The sequence below is a fragment of the Maridesulfovibrio sp. genome (assembly GCF_963676065.1).
Classification (GTDB): Bacteria; Desulfobacterota; Desulfovibrionia; order Desulfovibrionales; family Desulfovibrionaceae; genus Maridesulfovibrio.
In genome coordinates this window covers 4184619-4210077 of the sequence record NZ_OY780933.1, presented here as the reverse complement: position 1 = coordinate 4210077, position 25459 = coordinate 4184619, and the positions used below count along the sequence as shown (strand labels likewise).

Sequence of the window (25459 nt, the reverse complement as noted above, 5' to 3'; positions counted from 1 at the left end):
TTGACATTAAGGAGATAAGACTATGGCAAACCCTAAAATTGATTTTTTGTATCTGAGCGAAAACGACATGATCGAAGCTGGTGTAACCGACATGTTGGGTTGCGTAGATGCAATGGAAGAGATGTTCCGGCTGCTCAAAATGGGCGACTTTCGTATGGGGGGAGCAGGTAACAACTCTCATGGCATCATGATGGTATTTCCTGAAGAATCACCCTTTCCCAATATGCCAGTAGACGGTCCCGATCGCAGATTCATGGCTATGCCTGCATATCTCGGAGGCCAGTTCGATATGGTGGGCATGAAGTGGTACGGTTCCAACTCCCAAAACAAGCAAAAAGACCTGCCGCGTTCCATCCTGATGTTGACCTTGAATGACAAGGATACCGGCGCTCCCATGGCTCATATGTCCGCCAATATCCTTAGTGCCTACCGCACGGGGGCGATACCCGGCGTTGGTGCCCGGTATTACTCTCGCGAAGATTCCAGAACCGTGGGCATAGTCGGTCCCGGAGTCATGAGTAGGACCGCATTTGATTCCTTTATGACCGTACGCCCCGATATCAAGCGCGTGCAGATCAAAGGCAGGGGCAAGAAATCAATGCAGAGCTTCATTGATTATGTGAAGGGCAAATATCCCACCGTCAGCGAAATAGTTATCGCTGATGATATTGAAGGTGCGGCAAAGGATGCGGATATCCTCTTTTTGGGAACATCGTCTCCTACTGGAGATATCAATGAGTATCCCTATGTAAAGGAAGAGTGGATCAAGCCCGGTGCTTTTGTCTGCTGCCCGGCTGCAGCGCGATTTGATGACGACTTCATCCTCAACCGGGCGCGTAACGTGGCTGATTATGTCCCCCTATACGAGGCATGGGCTGAAGAAATGCCTTATCCTGCCTACCACACCATCCCCATCCCGGCTGTGCACTGCATGGATCTTATGGCCGATGGACGGCTGGCCAAGGATCAGCTTGAAGATCTCAGCGATGTGCTTACCGGAAAACTTCCAGCCCGTAAAAATGATGATGAAATCGTTGTTTATTCAGTGGGAGGACTTCCCGTGGAAGACGTGGCCTGGGGTACCATCGTGTATCGCAATGCTTTGGAAAAGGGCATCGGTACAACGCTGAATCTTTGGGATGAACCCTATCTAGCCTAATGACGAGTCAACACATGGGACATCCTGTCTTGGGAGAAACTCCATCATCCAGCCCAGTCTGTCGAGGAAAGACAGGTAGTAGATACGGTGCAACGGTCCGTAATTCGGCAGGGATTAACCTTTGCTGCAATACGGCACAGCGGATGAAGCGCATGGCGCGGTTCAGCCAGAGATGAATTTGTCATAATCAGGTAACCACGTACACCTATGGAGTTTAATATGAAAACGGAACTTCGAAAGACCCTTGGTTTTTTTTCCTGCTTTTCCGTAGCTGTGGGACTAGTCGTCGCTTCCAGCACACTGGTATCACTAGGCCAAGGTATGGGCCTGGCCGGCGGCGGTTTTGTTATTGCCATGGCCGCAGCCTGGATTCTGCAACTCTTTTCAGCTCAAAGTTATGCGGAACTTGCTTGTATGATGCCTCATGCCGGGGGACTCCGTTCTTATACAAAAGTCGCCTTGGGAAGTCTGCCGGCTATGGCTGCGGTCATCCTCGCATATATTATTCCTAATCTGTTTGCAGCACCGGCGGAGTTGGCTGTAGCCGGGTCCGTTATTACGGAGACCTTTACGCCCGGCATTCCCCCTGTTCTATGGGGGGGGCTGCTTCTGGCCATCCTGACCATTACCAATGTCATCGGTGTGGATATTTTTGCCAAGCTTCAAATTATCTTCACAATGACCATGATGATATCCATGGCTCTGCTCGGAATCATCGGCCTTACCGGTATAGGTACTCTACCTGCCCCGGTTATGCCCGATCAGCCCTTCAATCCCATGGGCATGGGAGTTTTTGGTCTGACAGCTTTGGCTATCTGGCTGTATATCGGTATTGAATTTGTCACCCCCATGGCTCAAGAAGCCAAACAGCCGGAAAAGAACATCCCAAAAGCTATGATCTACGGCTTGCTGGCAATCTTCTTTGTCAACCTTGTCTATGGATACGCCTCACTCAAGTTCGTTCCGGCTGAACAGCTGACAACCTCCAATCATCCCCATGTCGATATGGCACTGGCTATGCTTGGCAGGCCGGGAATGATCTGGATTTCCGTTGTTTCAATCTTCGCCAGCGCAAGCACCATCAATACAGTTATCGGCGTGGTTCCCCGCATGCTCTACGGCATGGCTGTAAGCCGCGAACTTCCGAGGGTCTTTCGGCTTATCCATCCTCGTTTTCAAACGCCATGGGTCGGCATCTTGTTCATGGCTGGAGCTATGAGTGTCACTTATTTCGGTGGCATCCATGAAGCCCCGAACCTGATCATTTATATCCTTGCGGCCTGTTGTTCCTGGCTCTTCTCCTATGTGATCGCGCATATTGATGTCCTCATCCTCCGTCGCCGCTATCCGAAACAGAGGAGACCATACAAAACACCGTTCTATCCGATTCCTCAAATTATCGGATCTCTAGGCATGGTCTATGCCATTATCAACATCGCACCAGTTCCGGAAATGGAAAGTATAATCTTCCGTCTGGTCGGCGTCATGATAGCCTGCACGCTCGTCTACGTCATTTTCTGGCTTCGGTTTGTTATCAAGGAACCCATGTTTCGGCCCATGGACATTCAAGAAGCGCAGGAAGAGTGGGGGCTGGTGGAAAAAGAACTCTATAAAGACGGCATTCCGGCCACCTTTGTAATCGCTCCCGGTAGTGGATCGACCTCTAGCGCAACCACTATTTAAGCCGTCGTCGCCTAAGAGGACAAATAAATATAACCCAAAGGAGATACCATGTATCTTATTCAGTCCATTGTTCGTCCAGAAAAGATTACTGAAGTGACTGATGCTCTCGCCGAAATCGGCGTGTACGGCATGACTAAATTCCCGGTTATCGGACGTGGGAACCAGAGCGGTCTCAAAGTCGGTGACATGATTTATAAGGATATTCCTAAAGAAATGATTCAGACCTTTGTGGATGACGATCAGAAAGCAGACGCTGTCAAAACCATTATGGAGGCGGCTAGAACAGGGGACGGCAACCATGGCGATGGTAGAGTGTTCGTCCTTCAGGTAGCCGAAGCATATACCATTCGCTCAGGCGACCAGAACCTCTAGGGCAAGCAGGAGATATTATGTTCCGATCAAGACAGAAACGGGTCAACGCAGCCAATGCAGCCATTCTCCAGACTTCACGCCTTTTTTCCCCGCTATGGGGAGATGCGGAGTTGACCGAAAACGGGGTTGTACGGTTCTCGGCCCTTCCGGGCACACTGCAGGGGCTGACCGCGATTCAGACCTGGCAGCGTCAGCTTTTGGGAGGAACAATGTCAGTCAACCTCTGTCTGGAGCGGGAAATCCAATTGACTGGATCTTGTTCACTGCGTTTCAGGAGTGGCAGGTTCGGATGCAAAGGCAACTGTCAGATAGGTCAACATTTGATAGAACGGTTGCATGCCGACACCGTTCTCATGGCAGCGCTCCGGGACTTGGATCTGGGAGGGCTTACCATTACGCTCACCGGTGGAAAGGTAACTGTCATGCTTACTCCCTATGGGGGAGGGCTGGCCTTTCTGGGCATTCCGCCTCTTCAGTATCCGGTTGCTTTTCCCAGAGATCAGATCAAAACAACAGCTCGAGCCCTTGAGCGAATTGAGCGGATAATCAGCAGCCACAGCGCAGGCATGAACGTTACCCACTAGTGAAACAAGGACTCAGGCACGGCGTTCGGGAGAGTTTTCTCCACCTACATCCATTAAACTCTCTATCTTTTTAGAGTTGGAATAAACAGGCATTATGAGAATTGAACAGAGCATTGTCCGTCAGGCAGCTAGGTCAACCGGTATCAGCGAAGAGGATCTGGTTCTATTGATAGCTGAAGGTGAAGAACGGATATATAAGCAGAATGAATGGGTATTCTATGAGTCAAGCCCGCGTCGGTGGGCAGGAATTATCCTTGAAGGCGAGCTTGAACTGCTGCGTGGTATTCATGGCACTTCCCGCAAGGTTGGAACAATAGTTTCCGGTTCCATGATCAGCGAAGGTGCTCTTCTCGAGAAGGACTCTCACTCCAATGGCGCGTTTACGCAAACCGGAGCCAGAATTTGGCAGATAACTGAGCAAAAGATTGAATCTTTCAAAGAAAACAATCCGGAGTTGTTTTACCGTATAGTTGCTCAGGTTGCGGTTGGGATCAACCGGCGCATGCGTATGCTTGCGGATAGTGTCCATTGCAAGAATAACAGCGGTGATCTGCTGATCAGCGGGTTGCGTCGGGAAAAAGATTCTCTTGGTACAAGAGATGTCTATGGTCATGCCTATTATGGTGTTCAAACCCTGCGGGCTATGGAAAATTTTTCCATTTCAGGAATATATCTTAATAATTTTGAACATATGGTTGAAGCTTTGGCCATGGTGAAAAAGGCGGCGGCCCAAACCAATTATGAGTTGGGGACCCTTGACGACACCAGAATGAATGCCATTTGTCAGGCCTGTGATGAAATCCTGAGCGGCGAGTTGCATGAACATTTTACCGTGGACATGTTTCAGGGCGGTGCAGGGACTTCGACCAACATGAATGCCAATGAAGTGATTGCGAATCGGGGCTTGGAGATCATGGGTTATAACAAAGGGGAGTACCACCACCTGCACCCCAATGATCATGTTAATTGTTCTCAATCCACAAATGATGCGTACCCCACGGCGATAAAGTTGGCGGTACTGCTCTCCAGCCACGATCTTATCTGCTCACTGCGGGTTTTTCGGAATGCTCTTGCGAGCAAGGGAGAGAAATTTAAGGATGTACTCAAAATGGGGCGCACGGAAAATCAGGATGCGGTTCCCATGACCCTCGGTCAGGAGTTCAGCGCCTACGCGGTGATGATAGACAGCTCCATCAGTTCCATGGAGCAAACCGCCGAGGCATTTCTTGATATTAACCTCGGAGCTACGGCTATTGGAACCGGTATCAACAGTCCTCGGGGCTATGCCGATCTGGTGGCGAAAAAGCTTGCGGCAATCAGCGGTTTTCCTGTCAGGAGAGCAAAAAATCTGGTGGAAGCAACACAAAATGCAGGCGTTTTTGTACGCATGTCAGCCAGCCTGAAACTGGTGGCCGTGCAGATATCCAAAATTTGTAACGACCTGCGCGTACTTTCTTCCGGACCCAGATGTGGTTTGAACGAGATCAATCTGCCCCCGATGCAGCCCGGTTCATCTATTATGCCGGGCAAGGTTAATCCGGTTCTTCCTGAAGTGATGAATCAGATATGTTATCAGGTCATGGGATATGACACCGTGGTTTCCATGGCTGCAGAGTCCAGTGAACTGGAACTGTGCATGGCAGAGCCGATTATCGCATATGACCTGCTGCATGGAATGATGATTCTTAAAAACGGCTGCATATCTCTGGTGGAACGCTGCATAAGCGGTATCGAAGCCAATAGAGACGTGTGCAGGAGCTATGTTCAAAGCAGTATAGGTCTGGTGACCGCATTGGTCCCTGTTATCGGTTATGAGCAGTCCGCAGCGATCGCCAAGGAAGCTCTTGGGACCGATGCCAGCGTGTACGATATTATACTCGCAAAAGGGGTGCTTACCAAAGAACAACTGGATGAGATTCTTCGCCCGGAAAATATGACTGATCCTCGGGAAATTTAATAAGGAGTTTTAGATGTTGAAAAGGTTGCATGAAAATAGGTCTGAAGAAGATCTGGTGACCATTATATTTGAAGGCGAGGAGCTGAAAGTTCCGGCAATGGATACCGTTATAGCCGCGGTTATGGCGGCCGGAGCAGGTTATAATCGGACTTCGCCAATCAGTGGCGAACACCGTTCTGCATACTGCCATATGGGCGTTTGCTACGAATGCCTCATGGAAATTGATGGAATTCCCAATCAACAGGCCTGCAAAATTCAGGTGCGGGAAGGTATGGTAATCAATCGACAGTACTCCGACAAGGATATAGCAAATGGATAAGCTCTATGATCTGATTATTGTTGGTGCTGGACCCGGAGGACTTGCGGCTGCGGTCACCGCCGACAAATTGGGCCTTTCGGCTCTGCTGGTAGATGAACAGCCCGAGCCCGGAGGTCAAATATATCGTTCAATTGAAAGGAGTCTCCCGGAAAACGCCCACGTTCTTGGCAAGGATTATTTCGCAGGCAAGCAGTTGGTTGACGAGTTTCGTGCTTCAGGCGCTGACTATATGCCGAACAACACTGTCTGGAATATCGAAGGCTCGTTCAATGTTGACACCGTAGTCACAGACACACTGCATCGAGTGCGTGCCCGTCAGCTACTGTTCAGCGTCGGGGCAGTGGAACGCCCGGTTCCGATTCCTAACTGGACGCTTCCCGGAGTTATGGGTGCCGCAGCCGCGGATATTCTGTTCAAGTCAGCAGATATGGTGCCTGAAGGACCTGTTGTTCTGGCAGGCAGCGGACCGCTGTTGCTGCTGGCAGCCTGCCACCTTATTGATAACGGAGTTGAGATCGCCGCAATGGTCGAAACATCCGGTATGCGAGATTATCTTAAGGCGATCCCCCATCTGCCCGGGGCACTGCGTCGAAGCAGCTACCTTTTTAAAGGCTTACAGATGAAATACGCGGTTAAACGCGCAGGCGTGCCGGTGTACACAGGGTGTCGCGATCTTTCTATAATAGGCAAGGAACAGGCAGAAGGTTTGCGTTTTACCTGCCGTGGTAAAAAGCAGGAAGTTGCCGCAGCAACTGTTCTGTTGCACGAAGGGGTAATCCCGAACCTGCGTCTTACCCAGCTGCTCAATTGTGAGCACGAATGGTACGTCCCGCAGCGGTACTGGAGACCTGTGCTTGATCAGTGGGGCCAGACGAGCGTGCCCGGTATTTCTGTCGCTGGCGACGGCGGCGGAATTTTCGGTGGGCAGGTTGCGGAAGTCGCAGGCCACATCGCTGCAATCAACATTGCCTATCAGCTGGATAAATTTACTGATTCGGAACGTGACCGTTTGGCTCAGCCGTATCTGAACAAGGCCAAACGCGAAAAGTTGATTCGCCCATTTCTCGACCATGTCTTTCCACCCAGCCGACAGGCGCTGGTTCCCCCGGATGATGAAACCGTTGTCTGTCGCTGTGAAGAATTGACAGCAGGACAAATCCGGGAAGCCATAGCGCAGGGAGCGCGCCATCCTTCTCAGATCAAAATACAAACACGAGCCGGGATGGGCCCTTGTCAGGGGCGAATGTGCGCAACAACCATTACCGAAATGATTGCCGATAGCTGCTCGCTTGATATTACATCGATTGGCTTGCCTAAGGCCAGATCTCCTCAACAATCCTTGACCATTGAACAATTTGCAAGTCTGGAATTGGGAGAGGGCAGTTGATGCTTGGTTTTTTCAATTTCGGGAGATTACACGAGAAGACATTATAAATAATTTGAGAGTACAGATACGCGGGATTTGATTTACCTGCATCTACTCAGGAATAGAGGAAACATGAAAAAGCATGCAGATGTCATCATCATAGGTGGCGGTATTATAGGTTGTTCGACTGCCTATTATTTGGCCAAAAAAGGTAAAACGGTCATCGTTCTGGAGAAAGGAAAGGGCATCGGATATGGCGGATCAGGTCGTAATGGAGGCGGAGTGCGCCAATCAGGCCGGGACAAAAGAGAGCTGCCTCTGGCCATGTATGGAGTACAGAACCTCTGGCCGAACTTATCCGAAGAGCTAGGGATGAACGTCGAATACTACCAGCACGGAAACCTCCGGCTTGGTAAAAATGATGAGCACCTTGAGATTTTAGGCGGACTTACTGACGTAGCGGTTTCCTTGGGGCTTGATGTGAAAATGGTAAGTGGCGATGAAGTCAGGGAGATTTGTCCGCATCTTTCTAATGAGGTAACCGGGGCCAGCTGGTGCCAAAGTGACGGTCATGCAAATCCTCTGCTGACAACATCGGCATTCTATAAAAAAGCACGCCAGCTTGGAGTCTCATTCCTTTTTGAGCAAAGTGTACTTTCAATCAAGACGGTTGCGGGCCGGGCGAGAAAGGTTGTCACTACAAACGAGGAGTTCGAGGCGGAAAAAATTGTTCTTGCTGCGGGCTATGAGAGTCGTGCTATCGCAAATACCGTAGGAGTGGATGTTCCCATGAAGCGCGTAGCACTGGATACTCTGGTCACCAATGCGCAGCCTCCCATGTTCTATCAGATGCTTGGAACAGCCATGGCTGATTTTTACGGTCATCAAACGACCCACGGCTCCTTTGTGTTTGGCGGCGGTTCTCCTCTGGATGGCAGCATTAAGAGTATTGCAAACCATCCTCAGGCAAAAGCTACAGCAGCGACATGCAAAGGGATTCTAAGCTATATACCCGCGTTGAAACATGCAAAGGTGGTTCGGACGTGGGTCGGTTTCATCGATTGGTGCGAGGATAAAGTTCCGGTCCTTGATCATGTTAAAGAGGTTCCCGGACTGATTCTGGCCTGTGGCTTCTCCGGCCATGGGTTCGGAATAGCCCCTTCCGTTGGCACAGTCATATCAGAAATGGCATGCGACGAAATGCCTTCCATTGATATCTGTGAACTTGGTTTTGATCGGTTTGCCGACAGGGAGTAGGCCCGTTACAGCGTATTTTTTAGTGGTGTTGAGACTTTGCAGGAAGGGCGGGGACTGTTAAAAACAGCCCCCGCCTTTTCTGTAAATTTGTTGGGATAGCCAGAGAAGTGTCATTATCCATCTTGCATGACTTATGCAGCGTAGCTACTACAGCAGTACTTTCTAAAACATGTCTTAATATTTTCTGCTCCATTCGTTTTAATTGTGTGTTGTTATTTTAAAAAAAACAATGGTGTTTTGAGTTAATCTATGTTTGAGTGATAATGATTACAGTATTGTGCAGGTGCGAAGATAATCATTACTCATGCAGGGGGAAATTGATGAAACGTTATTGTGGTACTAGGCTGTTTTTTACTTTTGCTTTTTTATTCACTCTATTTACTCTGACTCCTAATACGTCCCATGCATTAAAAATGGATGACGTCTCAAACCTTATCAATTCGCTTGCCGATACGTCCGGTGGGTTCAATGTGGACGCTGCCTCCAATTGGGGTAACAACAAAGCTTATCTTTTTAACGGAGATCTCTATAGCCGTTTTAACATCAGGGCGGATAGAACCGATTCAGGGTATCCCAAATATCTTGACCAGAATACTTGGCCCGGTGTCCCTTGGACAGATGGTGTTGATGCAATCGTTAATTGGGGGAATGGTAAGGCTTACCTTTTTAAAGACAATCAATATATCCGCTATGACATCAGGGCGGATAGAGCCGATCCAGGTTATCCAAAATATATAAGCCAGAACACATGGCCCGGCGTGCCATGGAGATATGGTATAGATGCGGCTGTGAATTGGGGAAATGGTAAAGTTTACTTATTTAAAGGCAATCAATATATCCGTTATGACATCAGGGCGGATAGAGCCGATCCAGGTTATCCCAAATATATAAGCCAGAACACATGGCCCGGTGTGCCATGGAGAAACGGTATTGATGCAGCTGTGAATTGGGGGAATGGTAAAGTTTATATCTTTAAAGGCGATCAATATATTCGCTATGACATTAGATCGGATAGAGCCGACCCAGGTTATCCCAAATATATTGACCAGAATAGCTGGCCCGGATTGTCATTTTAGGAAACACCGTTTTTATCATGGTCGAGCCGTGAAAATAAAACCCCGATGTCTGCTCATTGTGACGGTCATCGGGGTGTTACATTTGCGGGGATGCTTTTTGTCTCTGCCGCAATATCCTTTTCGGTACGGTCCGCAAGTGTCTTTTCTCTATCGTCAATGAACAATTCATAAAATAGCTACCACTTCTGTTTTGTTTTTTGCAAGGTTGGCACGAATAGCATAAAGTTAAGACATTATGGGAGATTCATTGTTTGAATATTTTATTTCGCCGGTTTTGGTAATTGTATTATTACTGTCACCAGTATGGTTTTTAAAACTTGTCTACCAAACCTTCGGGATGCTTAAAAAGGCAGATATCGAAAAAGGAAGGGTAGTGTTTGTCTCATGGCTGGCAATGAATGTTGTTCTTTCCATTCCCGTTGCCAAATTAGCACTTGTTGGGAATAGAATTTATACCTTCTCCTTCATATCACCCTCTTTTGAATGGGTGCTGGCTGTAGTCTCTTATCTCGGTATCCCCCTCTTCACGTTTTTTGTGTTTTTTTTCGTGCTACAGCGTATAGGTTTGTTCAAGCGCCTTCCTGCCGGTTTTTGGTCAAGACAAGCAGGTATAGGAGTTTCTCTTACCTGGATTCTGCTGGCTTATTTCCTTTATGAAAGTTCATTAGGTGGTTAGACTTGTTAGGGCGGAGTGGATAAAGTAAAAGTTCTTATGGCTGGCTGCATTGGTGATATAACGCCTTCAGTTGCCCACAGTGTTCCGTGTACGAGCAACCAAAGCTGTCTCCACTCTCTTCCTCGAGAAAAGAGTGGAGACAGCTTTCTTTTATAAAATTTTAGGCTCTCGGGAGCCTCATGCAACTCTTAATAAATTAGAGTAGGTTAAGAATGAGCTGTTTTTTATTAAAGAAGCTATTCTCAACCGTAAATTCCGTAAAATTATCCAATTTAATTCTTAAGGATTAAGATTAACTCAATCCTTTTAAATTATGATGACGTGGGGGCCGCATGGGATTCAAGAGGCCGTGGGGTCTCTTTTGTACCGCTTCATCATCAATATTTAAAAAGTTAAGCTAGATATATCGATCGTGATAGCTATGTTTTTTCGGCTGGGAACCTGTAGGTCAGCCGATTTTTTATGTTTACCGGGGTGAATGATGGCCAATTTCAGCCTTAATGAAGGCGCTGAAATAATGAAGGTTGTTGATCAAAGTTCAAAAATAGTTAATACAAAAAATAAAGGTGTCATAATAAGCCGTACTAATGTGGTAGTTGACAGTGTGGAAAGCTTCTAATTAAATCCAAGGCAGCTAAAAAAAATATAGCTGATTTGAGCATTGAAACCTTATACCTCATGCAGAATCGCGGACACCGGCTTCAAGGATCAAACACAGCACAATTACAAACAGCGAGGACAGGAAATGAATAGTGAACAGGAGAAGGTCAAAAGTATCTACATAGGTTACCATCCCCGGAGTCATGACGGCAGTTCACCGAAATCACGCACGCTCGGTGATGCCGTTGCAGTAAAGGACGCCTTCAACAAGGAACAGGAAGAAGAGAAACTTCGGGCTGAGGTTGTTGAAATAGCCTTCAGTGATCTTTGCGCTGTCGCGGTGATGGAAACAACAATCGGCAAAGTCTGGCAGTACCTCTAACTCCGAAGAATTTTAAAATTTTCTATAGTTTCGTTTCTCCTTCCCATGTACCTACTGATAGAAATTTGAAAAAAGGGGCTTCTAAGCCCCTTTTCCTTTATTTATTCTTGCTGAATGACTCTTTGCCCGTTTTTTCTTATCGAATAAAGTGTTTATTTTGCAGATGGGGATCCCCGGAATAACAAAGTCTAGTGAAAATATTTTGCTTGTACGTTGTTTGGCGGACATACTTTTGTCATTTATATATGTATTATAAATATTCTGTCTGTAACTTACTCAAAAAAGGAAGGATGTGTAGATGAAAAAAAAATTAGCATTTATTTTGGTCTGTCTGCTTATTGTTATGGCTCCGGCAGTCTCTTTTGCTACTGTTAAAAATTTTGCCAACTTGTCAATTGATGTGCCTGAAGGATGGCAGACCACAGAGAACGGCAGCGTGGTGGCTCTTATTGCCCCGGATAGTTCCGCCTCCATGTCTATTGTGGTCGATAGCGCACAGGGCCTTTCTGTCAAAGAACTTACTGATATTTTTGTAGCCCAGATGAAGGGAAGTACTCCCGAGTCTACTGGCGATGGTGGATTTGCATTTACATTCACCCCTCCCAATGGAGTGGAAAGTCATTCTGTTGTATATGTAGAGGATAATCAGTACGTCATGATCACCATGACAGGATATCACCCTGACATGGATAAAATTCTTGATAGTCTCCAGTAATAATAACACCGGCAGATAAAGATTTTTACAATGGCTTCGGTTAGTAACCGGGGCCATTTTTTTATCTGGGAGCTTTGCAGACGCCTGTTAATGTAAAATTACAATTTGTATAAAATGGTTAGGAGATTGCTTCCCCGTAATTTAATATTCATGTAATAGGCATGCTTATGGATGAGCGTGTAAATGAAGCCATTTAGCAAAAAACATCAATACCGGATATTTGAATGCCGCTTAGAGTTATTGAAATAATTACCCCCAATGAAGACAAAGACGATGTGTATAAAACTCTTGAAAAACACCGTCCGGATGAAGGTTATGTCTTTTGGGTCTCCTCCAATGAAGGGGGCAGTTCTCTTACTTTCAGGGTGATATTGGATGTAAAAGAGTCTGAAAATGTTCTTGATCGTTTGGAAAATTTTTTTACGTGGAAGGATGTATATCGAATTATTGTTTTTCCGGTTGAAGCTACAATTCCGCGCTTGAAAAGTATTGAAGAGGAAACTGAAGACAGTGAAGAGGCTAAAGAAAAGAAAAAGCAATTAAAGAACCGGTTAAGCCGGGAAGAGCTTTACGCAGATGTTCTGGATACGTCCGTTTTATCGCGCAGTTATATCCTGCTCATCATTTTTTCCTCGATTGTTGCGGTTATAGGACTCTTAAAAAATAATGTAGCCATCATAATCGGGGCTATGGTTCTAGCTCCTCTGCTGGGACCTAATGTGGGCTTATCGCTGGCCACAACGCTCGGGGATGACGATCTCTCAAAAGCTTCATCCAAAACCCTTGTAACCGGGATTCTTCTGGCATTCGCGATTACTTTTGTAGCCGGAATATTTATTAATGTAGATGTCGGTGAACCCTCTTCTGAACTGATGATGAGGGCCTACACAGATTTTTCGGATATAATTCTCGCGATTGTTTCGGGAGCGGCGGGGATTATTTCTTTTACGCTTGGAGTTCCTACTTCCTTGGTTGGAGTTATGGTCGCCCTGTCGCTTCTACCGCCCCTTAGTGCCTGCGGGTTGTTTTTAGGTGCCGGGCATATTCATTATGCAATCGGCGCGGCTACTTTGTTTTTTGCCAACATAATTTGTCTGAATCTTTCGGGGGTTGTAACTTTTCTACTTATGGGCGTTCAGCCTTTGGCCTGGTGGAAAAGAGAACAGGTAAAGGTCACTGCTTTGCGAATTACCGGTGTTTGGGGAGTTCTTTTGGCAATACTCAGCGCTCTTTTGTTTTTTGATATGCTCAAATAGCAGCCGGCTACAGATGCAAAGGGGGAATCATGGCAAGATTTTTAAGAAATACGGATCAAAAAGCGGGCATGCCTCCCGGTTCTCTGGTTTTTACAGGGCAATACAAAGTATCGGAGCCTACAGCCCGGATTGTTGAATATAGCAGTTCGGAAATAAAAGATATCAAACTTGAATCGTTAGCCGATATTTCCCGGTATCCTGACCCGGGCAAAAGAATGTGGCTGAATATTGACGGAGTTCATGATCCCGAACTCATAAAGAATATCGGCGATACTTTCGCTATACCTTCCATGGCAATGGAAGACATTCTTGATACAGGTCAACGACCTTTTATCGAGGATCATCAGGACCAGATTTTTACTACCCTGAAAATATTGGTTTCAGGCGATGCCGAACAAAAGATAGTCACCGAGCAGATATGTTTTGTTTTAGATGAAAATTGTCTGATCACATTTCAGGAACAACCGAATTCCATTTTTGACCCCGTTCGTAAAAGGCTTGCCAAGCATAAAAGCAAGATCAGGCAATATGGGCCGGATTATCTGTTTTATACGCTTATGGACAGTGTTCTTGAGAACTATTTGAAAGTGATAGAGATAATCGGAGAACGAATTGAAGATCTGGAAGAGGAAATAACAGAAGAGCCTTCCTCGGAGCATCTGGAGAGCATCAATTTTTATCGTCGTGAGATTGCTTATATCCGGAAATCCATCAGACCGGTACGTGAAATTGTATTAAAGCTGAATAAGCTTGATTCCGAATTTATTTCCGATGCCGCTCTCGTCTATATGAAAGAGCTTCCGAATATGATTGATCAGGCATTGGAGTCTCTTGAAATATACAAAGACATTCTTGGTGATTTATTCACTACTTATCATGTGTTTATGGCTACCCGGTTAAACGAGACCATGAAATTTTTAACCATTTTTTCCACTATTTTTATCCCATTGACCTTCCTTGCCGGTATATACGGCATGAATTTCGATACAATGCCCGGGCTGCATAGTCCTCACGGGTTTTTACTTTCTATTGTAATAATGGCTTTGATAGCCGCGGTCATGCTGATGTTATTCAGATTAAAAAAATGGCTGTAAGCTGTATAGTACATGGCTTAAATGCGGTGTAGCATGATTTCAAAATTCGCATTTTTCTAAATTCATACAATTTAATATATAAAAATCATCCTGAATATCGCTGAATGCATTGTTTTTTGATATAGCCTTAAGGTTGTCGTAAGCTGCCACTTGAATCCTGCTTGACAGAAGTGTATTTTATTAAATATCTCAATGCGACACGAACATACGGAGTTGTCTGCGCTATGAGATGGATGTCTTTTTCAGTATTTATTCTTGCATTCTTTATTCTGATTTTAGGCTCTTTTATTACAATATCCCCGGCTGTCGCCGGTTCTCAACCTCAGCTTTATTTTCAGAACAGGCACCTCGACCCGTTAAAAGAAAAGTTAGTCCCCAAACTCCTGCCCGAGGATAGTGCCGCCTCCACAAAAAAAACTGAAGCACCCTCAGTCTCCACGTCTTTTGCGCGAACCATGACCAGACTTTTTTCTTTTTCCGCTGACGTTGAAGTGGAAAAATACGATTATTATATTATCCAGTTCAACGGACCGGTTCAGGAAGAATGGAAAGAAACACTTAAAGGTCTTGGGGCGGTTTTTCATGATTATGTTCCCCAATACGCTTTTATCGTTAAGCTGGGAACTTCCAAGGTTGATTCGGTTAAGCGCTGCGGTTTTGTACGGTGGATAGGTGAATATGAACCCGAGTTGAAATTATCAAACCGCCTTTTTGACGTCACTCCCGGGGAGCTGGAAAAGCGGGGCGGATTAATGGAGCTGCGGATTCTGGCTTTTCCCGGTGAGAGCCGTTCAGCCCTGCTCAGCAGTATCCGCACAGCGGGAGGCACCGTTCTTAGTGAAGATTCCTCGGACTGGGGAATCCAGATCGGTGTCAGCATACCTGTTGAGAAGATCAGCGCCCTTAAGGACATCAAGGGCGTAAAATGGATTGAAAGAGCACCCATACACAGAATGGACAACAATATTTCGACCGGCATAATCGAGGCTCGGTTCGAACAGGAAAAAGTATGGCCTGTCTCAGGAACTAAGCTATTCGGTAAAGGGCAGCTCATAGCCATCTGTGACAGTGGTATTGATAGTGGTGATCCTGACAATATGCACGAAGATTTCAGCGACGGACAAGGTGGCAGCAGAGTAACCGACACCGTTTTTGATAAAGCCAGCGCTAAAGATTACATCGGGCATGGAACCCACGTGGCCGGGACTGTAGCCGGTAACGGAATGGCTTCCGGGGCATCCCCGCAGTCTGAATTTTTTCCTTCTACCAGTTATGCCGGTATTGCCCCCGAGGCGGATCTGTTTTTCCAGAGTGTCGGAGCTGAGGATGGAAGCTCCGGTTTACCGGGGATTCCTAGTGATATTTCGGAACTTTTTCAGCCCGCTTACGATGCCGGAGCACGCATCCATACAAACAGTTGGGGAACATCAGGAGCAGGAAGTTATAGTAGTGAGTCCTTAACTGTTGATCAGTTTATGTGGACTAATAAAGATTTTTTAATACTCTATGCTGCCGGTAATAATGGATATGATAAAGATATGAACGGAATTGTCGATCCTTATTCAATCGATTCTCCGGCAACAGCAAAAAACTGCCTCTCTGTAGGGGCTTCCGAGTCTTATCGCATGGGGGCGGATGAGGGGTTTGCCTCAAGATCATATGGCCTGTTTCGTACATACGCGGAACCGATCAGTTCTGATTTATTCTCAGATAAACCATATGGTCTGGCTTCATTCTCCAGCCGGGGGCCAACGCTTGACGGAAGGTATAAGCCGGAGGTCGTCGCCCCGGGGACAAATATTTTGTCCACCCGTTCATCCTTTCAGGTTGGAGACGGTTGGGGGCCTTTCGATGATAATTATTACTGGTCCGGCGGTACCAGCATGGCTACTCCTCTCGTTGCCGGCATGGCTGCATTGATGCGGGAATATCTGATTGAAGAGGAGAGGATTGCCGACCCAAGTGCTGCACTTATTAAAACCGGTATTATCCACGGTTCCGTCTCACTTGCACCGGGCCAATTCGGAACAGAGGCTTATCGTGAAATATCCGGGCAGCCGGACTTCGCGCAGGGGTGGGGCCGGGTCGACCTGAGCCGTTCCATTAATTCTGATAGCAGTTGCAAAATCGAATATCACGATATTAAAAGTTCCGCTCCAGCTGATAATTCATACGTCAAAACGTTTACGTTCGATGTGGAAGATGCCAACAAGCCTTTTAAAGCCACCCTTGGCTGGACTGATTACCCGGGAACGCCGGCGGTTCAGGGAGGGCTGGTTAATGATCTTGATCTAAGGGTTCAAAAGCCGGACGGAACATGGGTTTACCCGGACAATGCGATGGGATTAAGCTCGCTTACTCAGTACTTATATGTTTCTTCTGTTTCAGGTTTTTATACAGGTTCTTCAGCCGGAATAATGTTTACCCCACCATCTTATCCCTGTTCTCTGGAGTCAGTCCTTGTGGCTTTTAGAAACGAGAATAGTCTGGTATCACAAGTTGACGTGGTGGTTTACAGCTATTCAGGGGGAGTGGGTGAAGAACTTTTCAGAAAGTCCTTTGCATACATTCCTTCAGGTGAATATGCTTTGCCTGTGGGATTAAATATTTTTTCCGGGAATATAGTCGTTGCGGTTGAAAAAACGAGTACTTCATTAGGTGTTTGCTGTGCCACAGGTAATCCTACTTCTCGTGGATTGGTAAAGGATGGAGGTGTATGGCAAACCGCTACGATAACTCCCGCTATAGTTGCTAATTTCAGAACAGCTTCGCCCGCTACTGATTTGGACCATATTAATAACACTGAATCTGTTACCATAGAAAATCCCGAGCACGGAATTTATAAGGCAGAGGTTTCGGTATCCAACCTTCCTGAAGGACCACAGCCATACGCTCTGGTTATGAGCGGCATGGTTGGCGAAAAACCGACGGATGGTGAAGTTGAAATTGACACGGAACAGCCGGATGCTCCTCCCGCTACTCTTTTGCATAAATCAAGCGCAAGCTGCTCCGCGGAAAGTGTGAATGCCGGATATGGAACCTCTCTGGAAAATGTGTACAGCGCCGAGACTTCATTCCGCTTGCAGACTCTCTCTGACAGTACTTTGAGCATCAAGTATGCGGTAAGCGGTCTGCCCGCAATCTCAGCCGAAGATCTGGTTCTGACCAAGTTATACAGCAACGGGACCAGTAAGGATTTTAAATATGCGGGATATAAAAATTACAGCGATGGTAATTGGTGGCTTTCCGATGTTTCCGGGCATTTCATAGATCCTAATACCAAGCTGAGCACCGCAAATTCATATTATGTTGTATCGGTAATTAAAGATGGCGGAGAATATGACGTAAACCCGGAAACAGGTGTGATTGATGATCCGCAGATACTGGGCTCAAATAGTCCCGCTGGATCAGCAGGATGTGTCATCGGTACCGATGATGATATAGGTGTTCCGGTACTTATTTTGTTTGCGCTTCTTGCAATTGCTCTGCGTCTTTATGCTGATCGGAGATCAAAGGAGTGCTAGCGGTGGTATTAAATTTTATTGAGTCAGTCTTTAAACCGAGTATATTTTTGATTTGAAGTCGGAGTTAATAAAGTTTTTAGATTTCATCTTTAGGCTAAACCATTTGTTATATAACATACCAAAAGAGCGGCCCGAGCAATAAGGGCCGCTCTTTTCTCTTTTCCCGTAAGGAGTACGATTTAATATTTTTGTTTTAATATCCCCTGTAGTTGGGTAATGTCGCATATTAAGAACAATGCATAGAGGAGAACGGCATGCCCCGACATAATCGGCCGGTAATTTTTATAGTAGATGATATTAAGGCTGAAATGGATCTATTCGCACAGATTCTGCGTGAGGATTATGCTTTGTTAATGGCTATGAACGTTCTGCATGTTTTTGATGTGGCCGTTCGTGAGCAGCCCGATCTTATTCTTCTTAATGCTGATTTACCGGAGATGAAAAGCTGTGAACTCTGTAAAAAGATAAGGGATAGTGATTCTACATCCCATATTCCGGTAATTTTTATCACAGCCAGCAGATCACCGAAAGATGAACTTCACTGGTTTGAGTCCGGTGCCATGGATTTTATCCGTCGCCCGCTTAGCCCTCCCATGGTGCTGCGGCGCATAGCTTCCGTACTTATCCAGAAAGAACAGTCCGAGAGGCTGGCCGGCCTTTCGGAAAAATTGGGCCGTTATCTTTCGCCGCAGGTTTATGAATCTATTTTTTACGGCAAGCATGATCCGCTCATTGGAGCCAAGCGTAAAAAACTGACTATTTTTTTCTCAGATATCGTGAGCTTCACCTCCACTACCGAGCGTATGGAGCCGGAAGACATGACCATTCTCTTGAATAATTATCTTGACCGCATGTCTTCCATAGCTATCAAACACGGGGGGACCATCGATAAGTTTATCGGTGACGCAGTTCTTATCTTTTTTGGTGATCCTGTCTCTCAGGGATATAAGGAGGATGCCGTATCTTGTGTTAATATGGCAATTGAAATGCGTGATGCGCTAAAGGAAATGCAGCAGCAATGGTTTGACCTGGGAATTTCATCTCCTTTCAAGGTGCGCATGGGGATTAATACCGGGTTCTGCACGGTGGGCAATTTTGGTTCCAAGCAATTGATGGATTATACCATTATCGGTGGACAGGTGAATGTTGCCGCTAGATTGGAGCAGAACGCCCCCCCGGACCAGATCCTGATATCTCATGAAACATGGGCCTTAGTGAAGGATGATTTTCGTTGTCTCGGAAGGGCTCCTATTCATGTGAAGGGGGTGCCGCATTCAATTCGCACTTATCAGGTCATCGGCAAGGCTGGTGATGTGAAGCAGGAATTGCCGGGCTCATTAGGGGAAATGGTCTGGCCCGCCAAAACTATTTCTATTGATAGCAAGGTTTCGGATGCTCTGCTTAATCTGCGCGATAGCGGTGAATGGTCCTGTCTTGTGGTGCTCGATGGCCTCTCTCCGGTGGGAGTGATTACCAAATGGAGGATGGAAGAGATCGTGCGGATGGAGACTGACAAAGCTCTTTTTATGAATTGTTCTGTTACTGTAATTATGGATAAGGAATTGCTCGTCCTTTCAGCGGAATCGGATCTGGCTAAGGCCGCGAAAACAGCACTTTCCCGTGAGGGAACTTATACCTTTGATCCTCTTGCGGTAACAAGGGACGGTGAATTTCTCGGTCTGGTTTCCGTTCGTTGTTTGATGCAGACAATCATAAATCCCGCACTATAATTTTCCGGTCTCGTCTTTTGCTCGGTTCGGATGCCAGCTAAAAGTCTGATGTGCTATGCGGTCTGTTTATGTTGAATCTTAATTATTAGCTTTTTTATGTATAAGATCTATTCCGGTTTTTTGGAAATTCATCATTACCCGAATTAAAAACAAAGGGAGATAAAATGAACGTAATCGCAATCAATGGCAGTCCGCGCAAGGGTGGCAATACCGAAATCATGTTGAAAAAAGTCCTTGAACCGCTTGAAGCTGCCGGGTGGGATACAGAATTCTACCAGCTTGGCGGAAAGAAAATACGTGGTTGTATGGCGTGCATGAAGTGCTGGGAAAATAAAGATAATAAATGTGTTGTGGATAACGATAAATTTAATGAAGTCTATGAAAAAATGGTGGCCGCAGACGCTATAGTTATTGGCTCCCCCACTTATTTTGCAGATGTGAGTGCCGAAATTAAGGCTTTGATTGATCGTTCCGGTTTTTTGGCCCTTGCCAATGACCGTCAGTTTGCGGGCAAGATCGGCGGGGCAGTTGTCGCTGTGCGACGCGGTGGCGCAACCCATGTGTTTGATACAATCAATCATCTGTTTCAGATTAACGGTATGATCATACCCGGCGCTACCTATTGGAATATGGGTTACGGCCTGAACAAGGGTGAAGTTGCTGATGACGCCGAAGGCATGGCCAATATGGTGAATCTCGGGCAGTCCATCAACTGGCTCGGTAAAGCCATAGCTCCGCATATGGACAGTTTTCCCAAAGCTTGATCCGGCACGGTTAAGGCTGATCATATATAACCATTAAGAAAAACGAAATCTGTTCAGGATCGATTGATATATCAATCGGTCCTTTTTTTATAATAATTAACTGTAATTGGCTTAAAAATTGATAGTAATCGATTTAGTGTGTTTTGACCCCTTTTTCGACTTGTTTTGTCCCATTGTACAATCTTTAAAAAAACGTTCAAAGATAACTAAAATTATTGTACTGTATATTTTCATTGTTATATCCAGCTATATGTAATGCTGGTCCTACAAAATAGTCTTCTGGGGGATGATATGAAGTTATCGGCTAAATTGATGCTCGGTTTTGGTTCTGTTCTTGGTTTATTGCTTATACTGGCTGTAATTTCGTTCAAGGCTCTTGATGATTCCAGTGAAGGGTTTACGCAATACAGAGGATTGGCAAAGATTACCAATTTGAGTGGAAGGCTTCAGGCGAATATGCTCATGGTGCGCATGAATGTTAAAGACTTCATCCTTACCGGGAGTGATCGTGATTTAAAACAGTTTGATGATTACTTCAGCAAAATGCGTGAGTTTTTGGATGAGGCTATTGCTGATATCAATGATCCTGAGCGGACTGATCTTATAACTGATGTTGATAAAAAGGTTAAAGATTACGGAGAGTATTTCAATCAAATAAGAAAAATAAGGGACGAACGAAATAATTACGTAGATAATGTTCTTAATGTAGTAGGTCCGCAAATGGAAAAAACGTTGACTCGTATCCTGCGCACCTCCGAGCGCGATAACAATATGATTGCGGTGGTAAAAAGCGGCTACGCCATGCGCAACCTGCTGCTTGCCCGCCTTTATGTGGTTAAATTTTTGGAAGATAATGCGCAGTCCTCGTTAGATAGGGTAGGCATTGAGATGGAAGCTTTGGGTAAGCTGCTCGCTGAGTTGGACCTTAATCTACGAAATCAGGAAAGACGGCGTTTACTGAGTGAGGTTATTGACCTGCAGAAAAAGTATGCGGCAGCCTTTAAAAGTCTGACTAAAGTTATATTTACCCGCAATGATATAGTTGAAGGACATCTGGATAAACTCGGTCCGGCAATCGCTCAGGGAGTTGAGGATGTAAAACTTTCAGTGATGACGGAACAGAATGAGTTGGGACCGAAACTGCAGGCCGCCAATAAACAGGCTATTATGATTGCGGTGATTATTAGTTTAATTGCTCTCGCCGTAGGTATCGTTACTGCCGGATTCATTATCAGAACCGTAAATAAACAGCTCGGCAGTGATCCTGCGGAAATCGCAGATGTAGCCCGCAGTATCGCAGGTGGGGATCTTGACCTCAAATTCGCCGAGCCAGCCATCGGTGTTTATGGCAATATGCGGGATATGGCCGAACAGCTTACTCAGGTTGTCTCCGATGTGCGCGCCGGAGCCGGGAATGTCGCTTCCGGAAGTACCGAACTTTCCGCTTCAGCAGAAGGCCTTTCTCAGGGGGCAACCGAACAGGCTGCATCCATTGAAGAAGTTTCCGCATCCATCGAAGAAATGGCCAGCAACATCAAACAGAACACCTTAAATGCCCAGACTACTGAAGATATTGCCCTGAAGTCATCTTCCGATGCACAGGAAAGCGGGGCCGCTGTATCTGAAGCGGTTGCAGCAATGAAGAATATCGCTGAGAAGATTTCCATTATTGAGGAGATTGCCCGCCAGACCAACCTGCTGGCCCTGAACGCCGCCATTGAGGCCGCCCGTGCCGGGGAGCATGGTAAAGGGTTCGCCGTAGTTGCTGCCGAAGTTCGTAAATTGGCTGAGCGCAGCGGTAATGCCGCCGGAGAAATCAGTGAATTGTCTTCCTCCACGGTGACTGTAGCTGAGAAAGCAGGCGAGATGCTTGAAAATCTTGTTCCCAATATTCAGAAAACTGCAGAGCTGGTGCAGGAAATAGCTTCAGCCAGCACGGAGCAGAATTCCGGTGCGGAACAGATCAGCAAGGCTATTACTCAGCTTGATTCAGTGATCCAGCAGAATGCTTCCGCCTCAGAGGAAATGGCCTCCACCAGTGAGGAGCTTTCCTCCCAGAGCGCTATGCTCGAAAATTCCATGTCCTTTTTCAAGGTGAGCGGCTATGGAAATTCTTCATACTCCAAGCCTAAAGCCCTTCCGGTAGCCCCCTCCAGAAAGGAATCGGCACAACCAAAGAATACAGGGAGCGCTCCAGTGCAGGCTCCTACCGCACGTCCGGTAAAGGCTGAATCTTCCGAGTTCGGCGGACTTTCGCTGGATATGGATGCTGATGATAGCGATTTTGAAAAGTTTTAGTTAACTCAGCATATAAGTCAGTACGAATAAGGTCTCCATGATTCTTCATGGAGACCTTATTATTTCAGTAACAATGCTTCTTTTTTCAATATATCTTCATATGCTGCTTCAAAATCAGCATTACATATATTTCGGGCGTCATGGGCAGAATATTTCATGTCCAGCCGGGACTGATTGCCTATCTGGACTGCGGCGGCCTTTTGGTTTGTTGCTCCTGCGGCTCCGGTGCGCTTTAAATGTTTGACCTTTAAATGTCCCTGATAGACCGGCATCATGCCCATTTGGCAGAGTCTTAAATCCCGGTCCAGATCATCAAACTGCGAGGGGGAGAAGCGAATATCGAATCCGCCTGTTTTTTTGATGTCTGCCATGCGTATGATGTGGCAGCATCCAGTAACCGAGGCGCATGGGCGCAGATAATCAAACTGCCCGAAATCCATAGTTTGGAGCTGAATATCGGTTGTGCGCAGTAGCGGACCTGATTTGCCTGAGTCCTGTTTGATGTGCAGGTCGGTGCTTTGAAGTCTGCGCGGGTTAGGCGCATCAACCACTTTGCAGCCCCAGACTCCCGCCTCGGGGTATGCTTTGATTGCCGCACCAAGTTTGAGCAGCCAGTCTCCCGGAGGCAGGGCGTCATCATCAAGAAATGCCGCAAAGTCCGCTTCGGCCATCAAAGGATGAAAGAGCAGCCAGTTCCTGGCGGCGGGTGCCCCGATATTTACATGCAGGTCGAAGCGCGTCAGGGGCAGGTCCGGGCGGTCTTTGCTTACGGCTTCCCATTTGTCGATGACTTCGGATGTTCCGTCAGTGCTGCCATTATCAAGTACAGCCAGAAATGTGTTCTCGTAGCGGGTGGAAAAAATGCTTTGCAGGGTTGCGTCAAGTTCTGCGGCCTTGTTGAAACTATAGATAAGTATTGCCACCCGGCCCGGTGGAGGGCAGCTTTGCTGGTCGGTTTCATTAATGAGATCGGCGGTACGCAGCAGGGTATTGACTCGCCACGGGCGTGCCTTCGCGTCCTGTCTGTAAATCCTGATCGCCTCCGCCCTGTTGCCCATTCGCAGCAAGCTTTCACCCAATCGGGGCAGGGCTTCGGGAAAAGAACCGGTGTTGTAAGCTGTCTGGTAGTGGATAGCCGCTTTTGGGTAATCTTCCATCCCGAAGGCTAAGTTGGCGGAAAGGAAATCGCGAAGCGGTTCCATCTCGTGGAACTCGATATTTTCAAGTAGTTGTAGAGATATTTTCAGGAACTGTTTCTCTCCGGTTGCATCAAATAGCTCGGTGGAAAGTTTAAGCAGCGGTAGGGAACCCGGATTTTCAGTAATGGATTTGGCCAGCACTTCGGCCGCCGGCCCAAAACGTTCCCTACTCATCAGGGCGTGCAGGCGTTTTTCCAGATCCGTAAAATTTTTGTCTCGGGAATTTTCTATAATTCGGTTCAACATTTTGCCCATGGGCGAATCCGGACCGTCCTGACCCATGAGATTACGTTGCAGTTCTGTACTTTGCAGATTCAGTGGGTCATGGCACCATGCGGAAAGCAGGGTTTCGAAGGCCAGCCGGATGTATAAATCGCGTTGGGCAGGATCGCTTTTGCTCAGTTCGATGCACTGGTACCCGATAGAGGTCAGATGGGTTCGGCCAACTCCCCCGGCCAGAAATTTCATCGCGAGTTCGCGCGAAAGGATGTTCCAGATTGTTTCCATAATGCTGCCCTTGATGGATTTGTTAATTGCTTCTAGAGTGTTCCTTTACTAGTTAATCCTTATGCATTGCAAGGAGTTTGCCGTGGCAGACAGACGTTTGGCGATAGTTATCCTTCATTATGGCGATCCGGCCCTGACGGTGAGGGTAAAAGAACAGCTTGAACTTTCTGATCCGGGCTGGGTGGAGCATATTTTTGTTCTTGATAATTGCGCACCGATTCCCTTTCCCGGTTCCTGGCGCAGGCTGGATCAAAATCTCTATTGGGCCGGGGCGCTGGACTATTGTTTGCGGGAATTTGAAAACCGTGGCTATACCCATCTCTGGTTTTTGAATAATGATATCTGGTTCGGCTCCAAACCTCCGCACATTCTCAAGGCATGGAAACGTCTAGAATTTCTGGACGCGAAAATAGGTCCGATCGGAGTTTATTCCCCGGCAACCCACCGCAGTCCGTATCATCCCCACATGGTGGAAAAACCGGAGGTGCAGTATTCCCTCGTACCGTATATTGACGGCATCTCGCCATTATTCAACATCGATTGCCTAAGCCGGATCGGCGGGCTTGATTATGACGGCAACATCTACGGTTACGGGGTGGATGTCTGGAATTCACTGGCTTTGCATCGAGCCGGATTTCCGGTTGTGGTCGACCATCAGGTCACTGTCCGCCATATCTATCACAGCACAGCAAAGAAAGTGGAAGGATTTTTATCCACTGCCGCCGAGGTCCAGCAGAAGTACATGACCGCCCGGCTGGGTCCTGAGTATGAAAGCCAACTTAAACGGGAACTGGCTGCCTGCCGTGAATTTCACTCTTTTTAAGGTTTTTCTATGATTGTGACTGTTTTCTATTTGTGATAATAATATCTCCGGTAATCTGAAATGTGTGCAACCGTCAGATGGAGATGAAAAATATGATTTTACTACACTATCCCAGTTG

21 protein-coding genes are annotated in these 25459 nt (G+C 46.7%); 19 read left to right on the top strand and 2 right to left on the bottom strand.

Annotated features, from left to right (window positions below):
• The first annotated feature begins 22 nt into the window (after nt 1-22).
• Nucleotides 23-1159 (top strand): tyramine oxidase subunit B, encoded by a 1137-nt coding sequence (locus ACKU35_RS19055; protein WP_319761861.1) that lies wholly within the window; start codon nt 23-25, stop codon nt 1157-1159.
• 44 nt (nt 1160-1203) lie between these two features.
• On the opposite strand, the gene ACKU35_RS19050 is transcribed toward ACKU35_RS19055, so the two are convergent.
• Nucleotides 1204-1344 carry a hypothetical protein gene (locus ACKU35_RS19050; protein WP_319761859.1) on the bottom strand — a complete coding sequence of 47 codons (141 nt, stop codon included), beginning with the start codon at nt 1342-1344 and terminating at the stop codon, nt 1204-1206.
• A 34-nt stretch (nt 1345-1378) separates the two neighbouring features.
• Between ACKU35_RS19050 and ACKU35_RS19045 the strand changes: the two genes are divergently transcribed.
• From ACKU35_RS19045 to ACKU35_RS18965, 17 genes are all read left to right on the top strand, one after another.
• Entirely contained in the window at nt 1379-2842 is a 1464-nt protein-coding gene (locus tag ACKU35_RS19045; RefSeq protein ID WP_319761857.1) for an APC family permease, read from the top strand.
• Between the two features lie 48 nt (nt 2843-2890).
• Nucleotides 2891-3214: a P-II family nitrogen regulator gene (locus ACKU35_RS19040; RefSeq protein ID WP_319761855.1), complete on the top strand. Its 324-nt coding sequence runs from the start codon at nt 2891-2893 to the stop codon at nt 3212-3214.
• Between the two features lie 17 nt (nt 3215-3231).
• The gene (locus tag ACKU35_RS19035; RefSeq protein WP_319761853.1) at nt 3232-3798 is read left to right on the top strand and encodes a DUF3156 family protein; all 567 of its coding nucleotides are present in this window, start codon (nt 3232-3234) and stop codon (nt 3796-3798) included.
• 94 nt (nt 3799-3892) lie between these two features.
• Nucleotides 3893-5755 carry an aspartate ammonia-lyase gene (locus ACKU35_RS19030; RefSeq protein WP_319761851.1) on the top strand — a complete coding sequence of 621 codons (1863 nt, stop codon included), beginning with the start codon at nt 3893-3895 and terminating at the stop codon, nt 5753-5755.
• A gap of 13 nt (nt 5756-5768) precedes the next feature.
• A complete protein-coding gene (locus tag ACKU35_RS19025; protein WP_319761849.1) occupies nt 5769-6074 on the top strand; it encodes a (2Fe-2S)-binding protein in 306 nt (101 codons plus the stop codon).
• Entirely contained in the window at nt 6067-7461 is a 1395-nt protein-coding gene (locus tag ACKU35_RS19020; RefSeq protein WP_319761846.1) for an NAD(P)/FAD-dependent oxidoreductase, read from the top strand. The genes ACKU35_RS19025 and ACKU35_RS19020 overlap by 8 nt, the downstream gene beginning before the upstream one ends.
• A 111-nt stretch (nt 7462-7572) precedes the next feature.
• The gene (locus tag ACKU35_RS19015) at nt 7573-8697 is read left to right on the top strand and encodes an FAD-binding oxidoreductase (protein ID WP_319761844.1); all 1125 of its coding nucleotides are present in this window, start codon (nt 7573-7575) and stop codon (nt 8695-8697) included.
• 320 nt (nt 8698-9017) lie between these two features.
• The gene (locus tag ACKU35_RS19010; RefSeq protein ID WP_319761843.1) at nt 9018-9773 is read left to right on the top strand and encodes a hemopexin repeat-containing protein; all 756 of its coding nucleotides are present in this window, start codon (nt 9018-9020) and stop codon (nt 9771-9773) included.
• 247 nt (nt 9774-10020) lie between these two features.
• A complete protein-coding gene (locus ACKU35_RS19005; RefSeq protein WP_319761841.1) occupies nt 10021-10449 on the top strand; it encodes a hypothetical protein in 429 nt (142 codons plus the stop codon).
• A 745-nt stretch (nt 10450-11194) separates the two neighbouring features.
• Complete coding sequence (locus ACKU35_RS19000; protein WP_319761839.1) at nt 11195-11431, top strand: hypothetical protein; 237 nt, start codon at nt 11195-11197, stop codon at nt 11429-11431.
• 298 nt (nt 11432-11729) lie between these two features.
• Complete coding sequence (locus ACKU35_RS18995; RefSeq protein ID WP_319761837.1) at nt 11730-12146, top strand: hypothetical protein; 417 nt, start codon at nt 11730-11732, stop codon at nt 12144-12146.
• A gap of 224 nt (nt 12147-12370) precedes the next feature.
• On the top strand, nt 12371-13402 hold the full coding sequence (locus ACKU35_RS18990; protein WP_319761835.1) for a TIGR00341 family protein: 1032 nt from the start codon (nt 12371-12373) through the stop codon (nt 13400-13402).
• A 29-nt stretch (nt 13403-13431) separates the two neighbouring features.
• A complete protein-coding gene (corA, locus tag ACKU35_RS18985; RefSeq protein ID WP_319761833.1) occupies nt 13432-14496 on the top strand; it encodes a magnesium/cobalt transporter CorA in 1065 nt (354 codons plus the stop codon).
• 224 nt (nt 14497-14720) lie between these two features.
• Nucleotides 14721-18020 carry a S8 family serine peptidase gene (locus ACKU35_RS18980; protein WP_319761831.1) on the top strand — a complete coding sequence of 1100 codons (3300 nt, stop codon included), beginning with the start codon at nt 14721-14723 and terminating at the stop codon, nt 18018-18020.
• Nucleotides 18021-18274: 254 nt separating this feature from the next.
• A complete protein-coding gene (locus ACKU35_RS18975) occupies nt 18275-19750 on the top strand; it encodes an adenylate/guanylate cyclase domain-containing protein (protein WP_319761829.1) in 1476 nt (491 codons plus the stop codon).
• Nucleotides 19751-19914: 164 nt separating this feature from the next.
• Nucleotides 19915-20514: a flavodoxin family protein gene (locus tag ACKU35_RS18970; protein WP_319761827.1), complete on the top strand. Its 600-nt coding sequence runs from the start codon at nt 19915-19917 to the stop codon at nt 20512-20514.
• A gap of 291 nt (nt 20515-20805) precedes the next feature.
• The gene (locus tag ACKU35_RS18965; protein WP_319761825.1) at nt 20806-22812 is read left to right on the top strand and encodes a methyl-accepting chemotaxis protein; all 2007 of its coding nucleotides are present in this window, start codon (nt 20806-20808) and stop codon (nt 22810-22812) included.
• Between the two features lie 59 nt (nt 22813-22871).
• Here ACKU35_RS18965 and ACKU35_RS18960 read toward each other — a convergent pair whose 3' ends face one another.
• Nucleotides 22872-24518 (bottom strand): glycosyltransferase, encoded by a 1647-nt coding sequence (locus tag ACKU35_RS18960; RefSeq protein ID WP_319761823.1) that lies wholly within the window; start codon nt 24516-24518, stop codon nt 22872-22874.
• Nucleotides 24519-24600: 82 nt separating this feature from the next.
• Between ACKU35_RS18960 and ACKU35_RS18955 the strand changes: the two genes are divergently transcribed.
• Nucleotides 24601-25341, top strand: a complete 741-nt coding sequence (locus ACKU35_RS18955) for a hypothetical protein (protein ID WP_319761821.1) — start codon at nt 24601-24603, stop codon at nt 25339-25341.
• Nucleotides 25342-25459 lie beyond the last annotated feature (118 nt).

Bases quoted from the DNA above. Each gene is read 5' to 3' on its own strand.
- ACKU35_RS19055 (WP_319761861.1), top strand. From the start codon at position 23: ATGGCAAACCCTAAAATTGATTTTTTGTATCTGAGCGAAAACGACATG.
- ACKU35_RS19050 (WP_319761859.1), bottom strand. From the start codon at position 1,344: ATGACAAATTCATCTCTGGCTGAACCGCGCCATGCGCTTCATCCGCTG.
- ACKU35_RS19045 (WP_319761857.1), top strand. From the start codon at position 1,379: ATGAAAACGGAACTTCGAAAGACCCTTGGTTTTTTTTCCTGCTTTTCC.
- ACKU35_RS19040 (WP_319761855.1), top strand. From the start codon at position 2,891: ATGTATCTTATTCAGTCCATTGTTCGTCCAGAAAAGATTACTGAAGTG.
- ACKU35_RS19035 (WP_319761853.1), top strand. From the start codon at position 3,232: ATGTTCCGATCAAGACAGAAACGGGTCAACGCAGCCAATGCAGCCATT.
- ACKU35_RS19030 (WP_319761851.1), top strand. From the start codon at position 3,893: ATGAGAATTGAACAGAGCATTGTCCGTCAGGCAGCTAGGTCAACCGGT.
- ACKU35_RS19025 (WP_319761849.1), top strand. From the start codon at position 5,769: ATGTTGAAAAGGTTGCATGAAAATAGGTCTGAAGAAGATCTGGTGACC.
- ACKU35_RS19020 (WP_319761846.1), top strand. From the start codon at position 6,067: ATGGATAAGCTCTATGATCTGATTATTGTTGGTGCTGGACCCGGAGGA.
- ACKU35_RS19015 (WP_319761844.1), top strand. From the start codon at position 7,573: ATGAAAAAGCATGCAGATGTCATCATCATAGGTGGCGGTATTATAGGT.
- ACKU35_RS19010 (WP_319761843.1), top strand. From the start codon at position 9,018: ATGAAACGTTATTGTGGTACTAGGCTGTTTTTTACTTTTGCTTTTTTA.
- ACKU35_RS19000 (WP_319761839.1), top strand. From the start codon at position 11,195: ATGAATAGTGAACAGGAGAAGGTCAAAAGTATCTACATAGGTTACCAT.
- ACKU35_RS18995 (WP_319761837.1), top strand. From the start codon at position 11,730: ATGAAAAAAAAATTAGCATTTATTTTGGTCTGTCTGCTTATTGTTATG.
- ACKU35_RS18990 (WP_319761835.1), top strand. From the start codon at position 12,371: ATGCCGCTTAGAGTTATTGAAATAATTACCCCCAATGAAGACAAAGAC.
- corA (WP_319761833.1), top strand. From the start codon at position 13,432: ATGGCAAGATTTTTAAGAAATACGGATCAAAAAGCGGGCATGCCTCCC.
- ACKU35_RS18980 (WP_319761831.1), top strand. From the start codon at position 14,721: ATGAGATGGATGTCTTTTTCAGTATTTATTCTTGCATTCTTTATTCTG.
- ACKU35_RS18975 (WP_319761829.1), top strand. From the start codon at position 18,275: ATGCCCCGACATAATCGGCCGGTAATTTTTATAGTAGATGATATTAAG.
- ACKU35_RS18970 (WP_319761827.1), top strand. From the start codon at position 19,915: ATGAACGTAATCGCAATCAATGGCAGTCCGCGCAAGGGTGGCAATACC.
- ACKU35_RS18965 (WP_319761825.1), top strand. From the start codon at position 20,806: ATGAAGTTATCGGCTAAATTGATGCTCGGTTTTGGTTCTGTTCTTGGT.
- ACKU35_RS18960 (WP_319761823.1), bottom strand. From the start codon at position 24,518: ATGGAAACAATCTGGAACATCCTTTCGCGCGAACTCGCGATGAAATTT.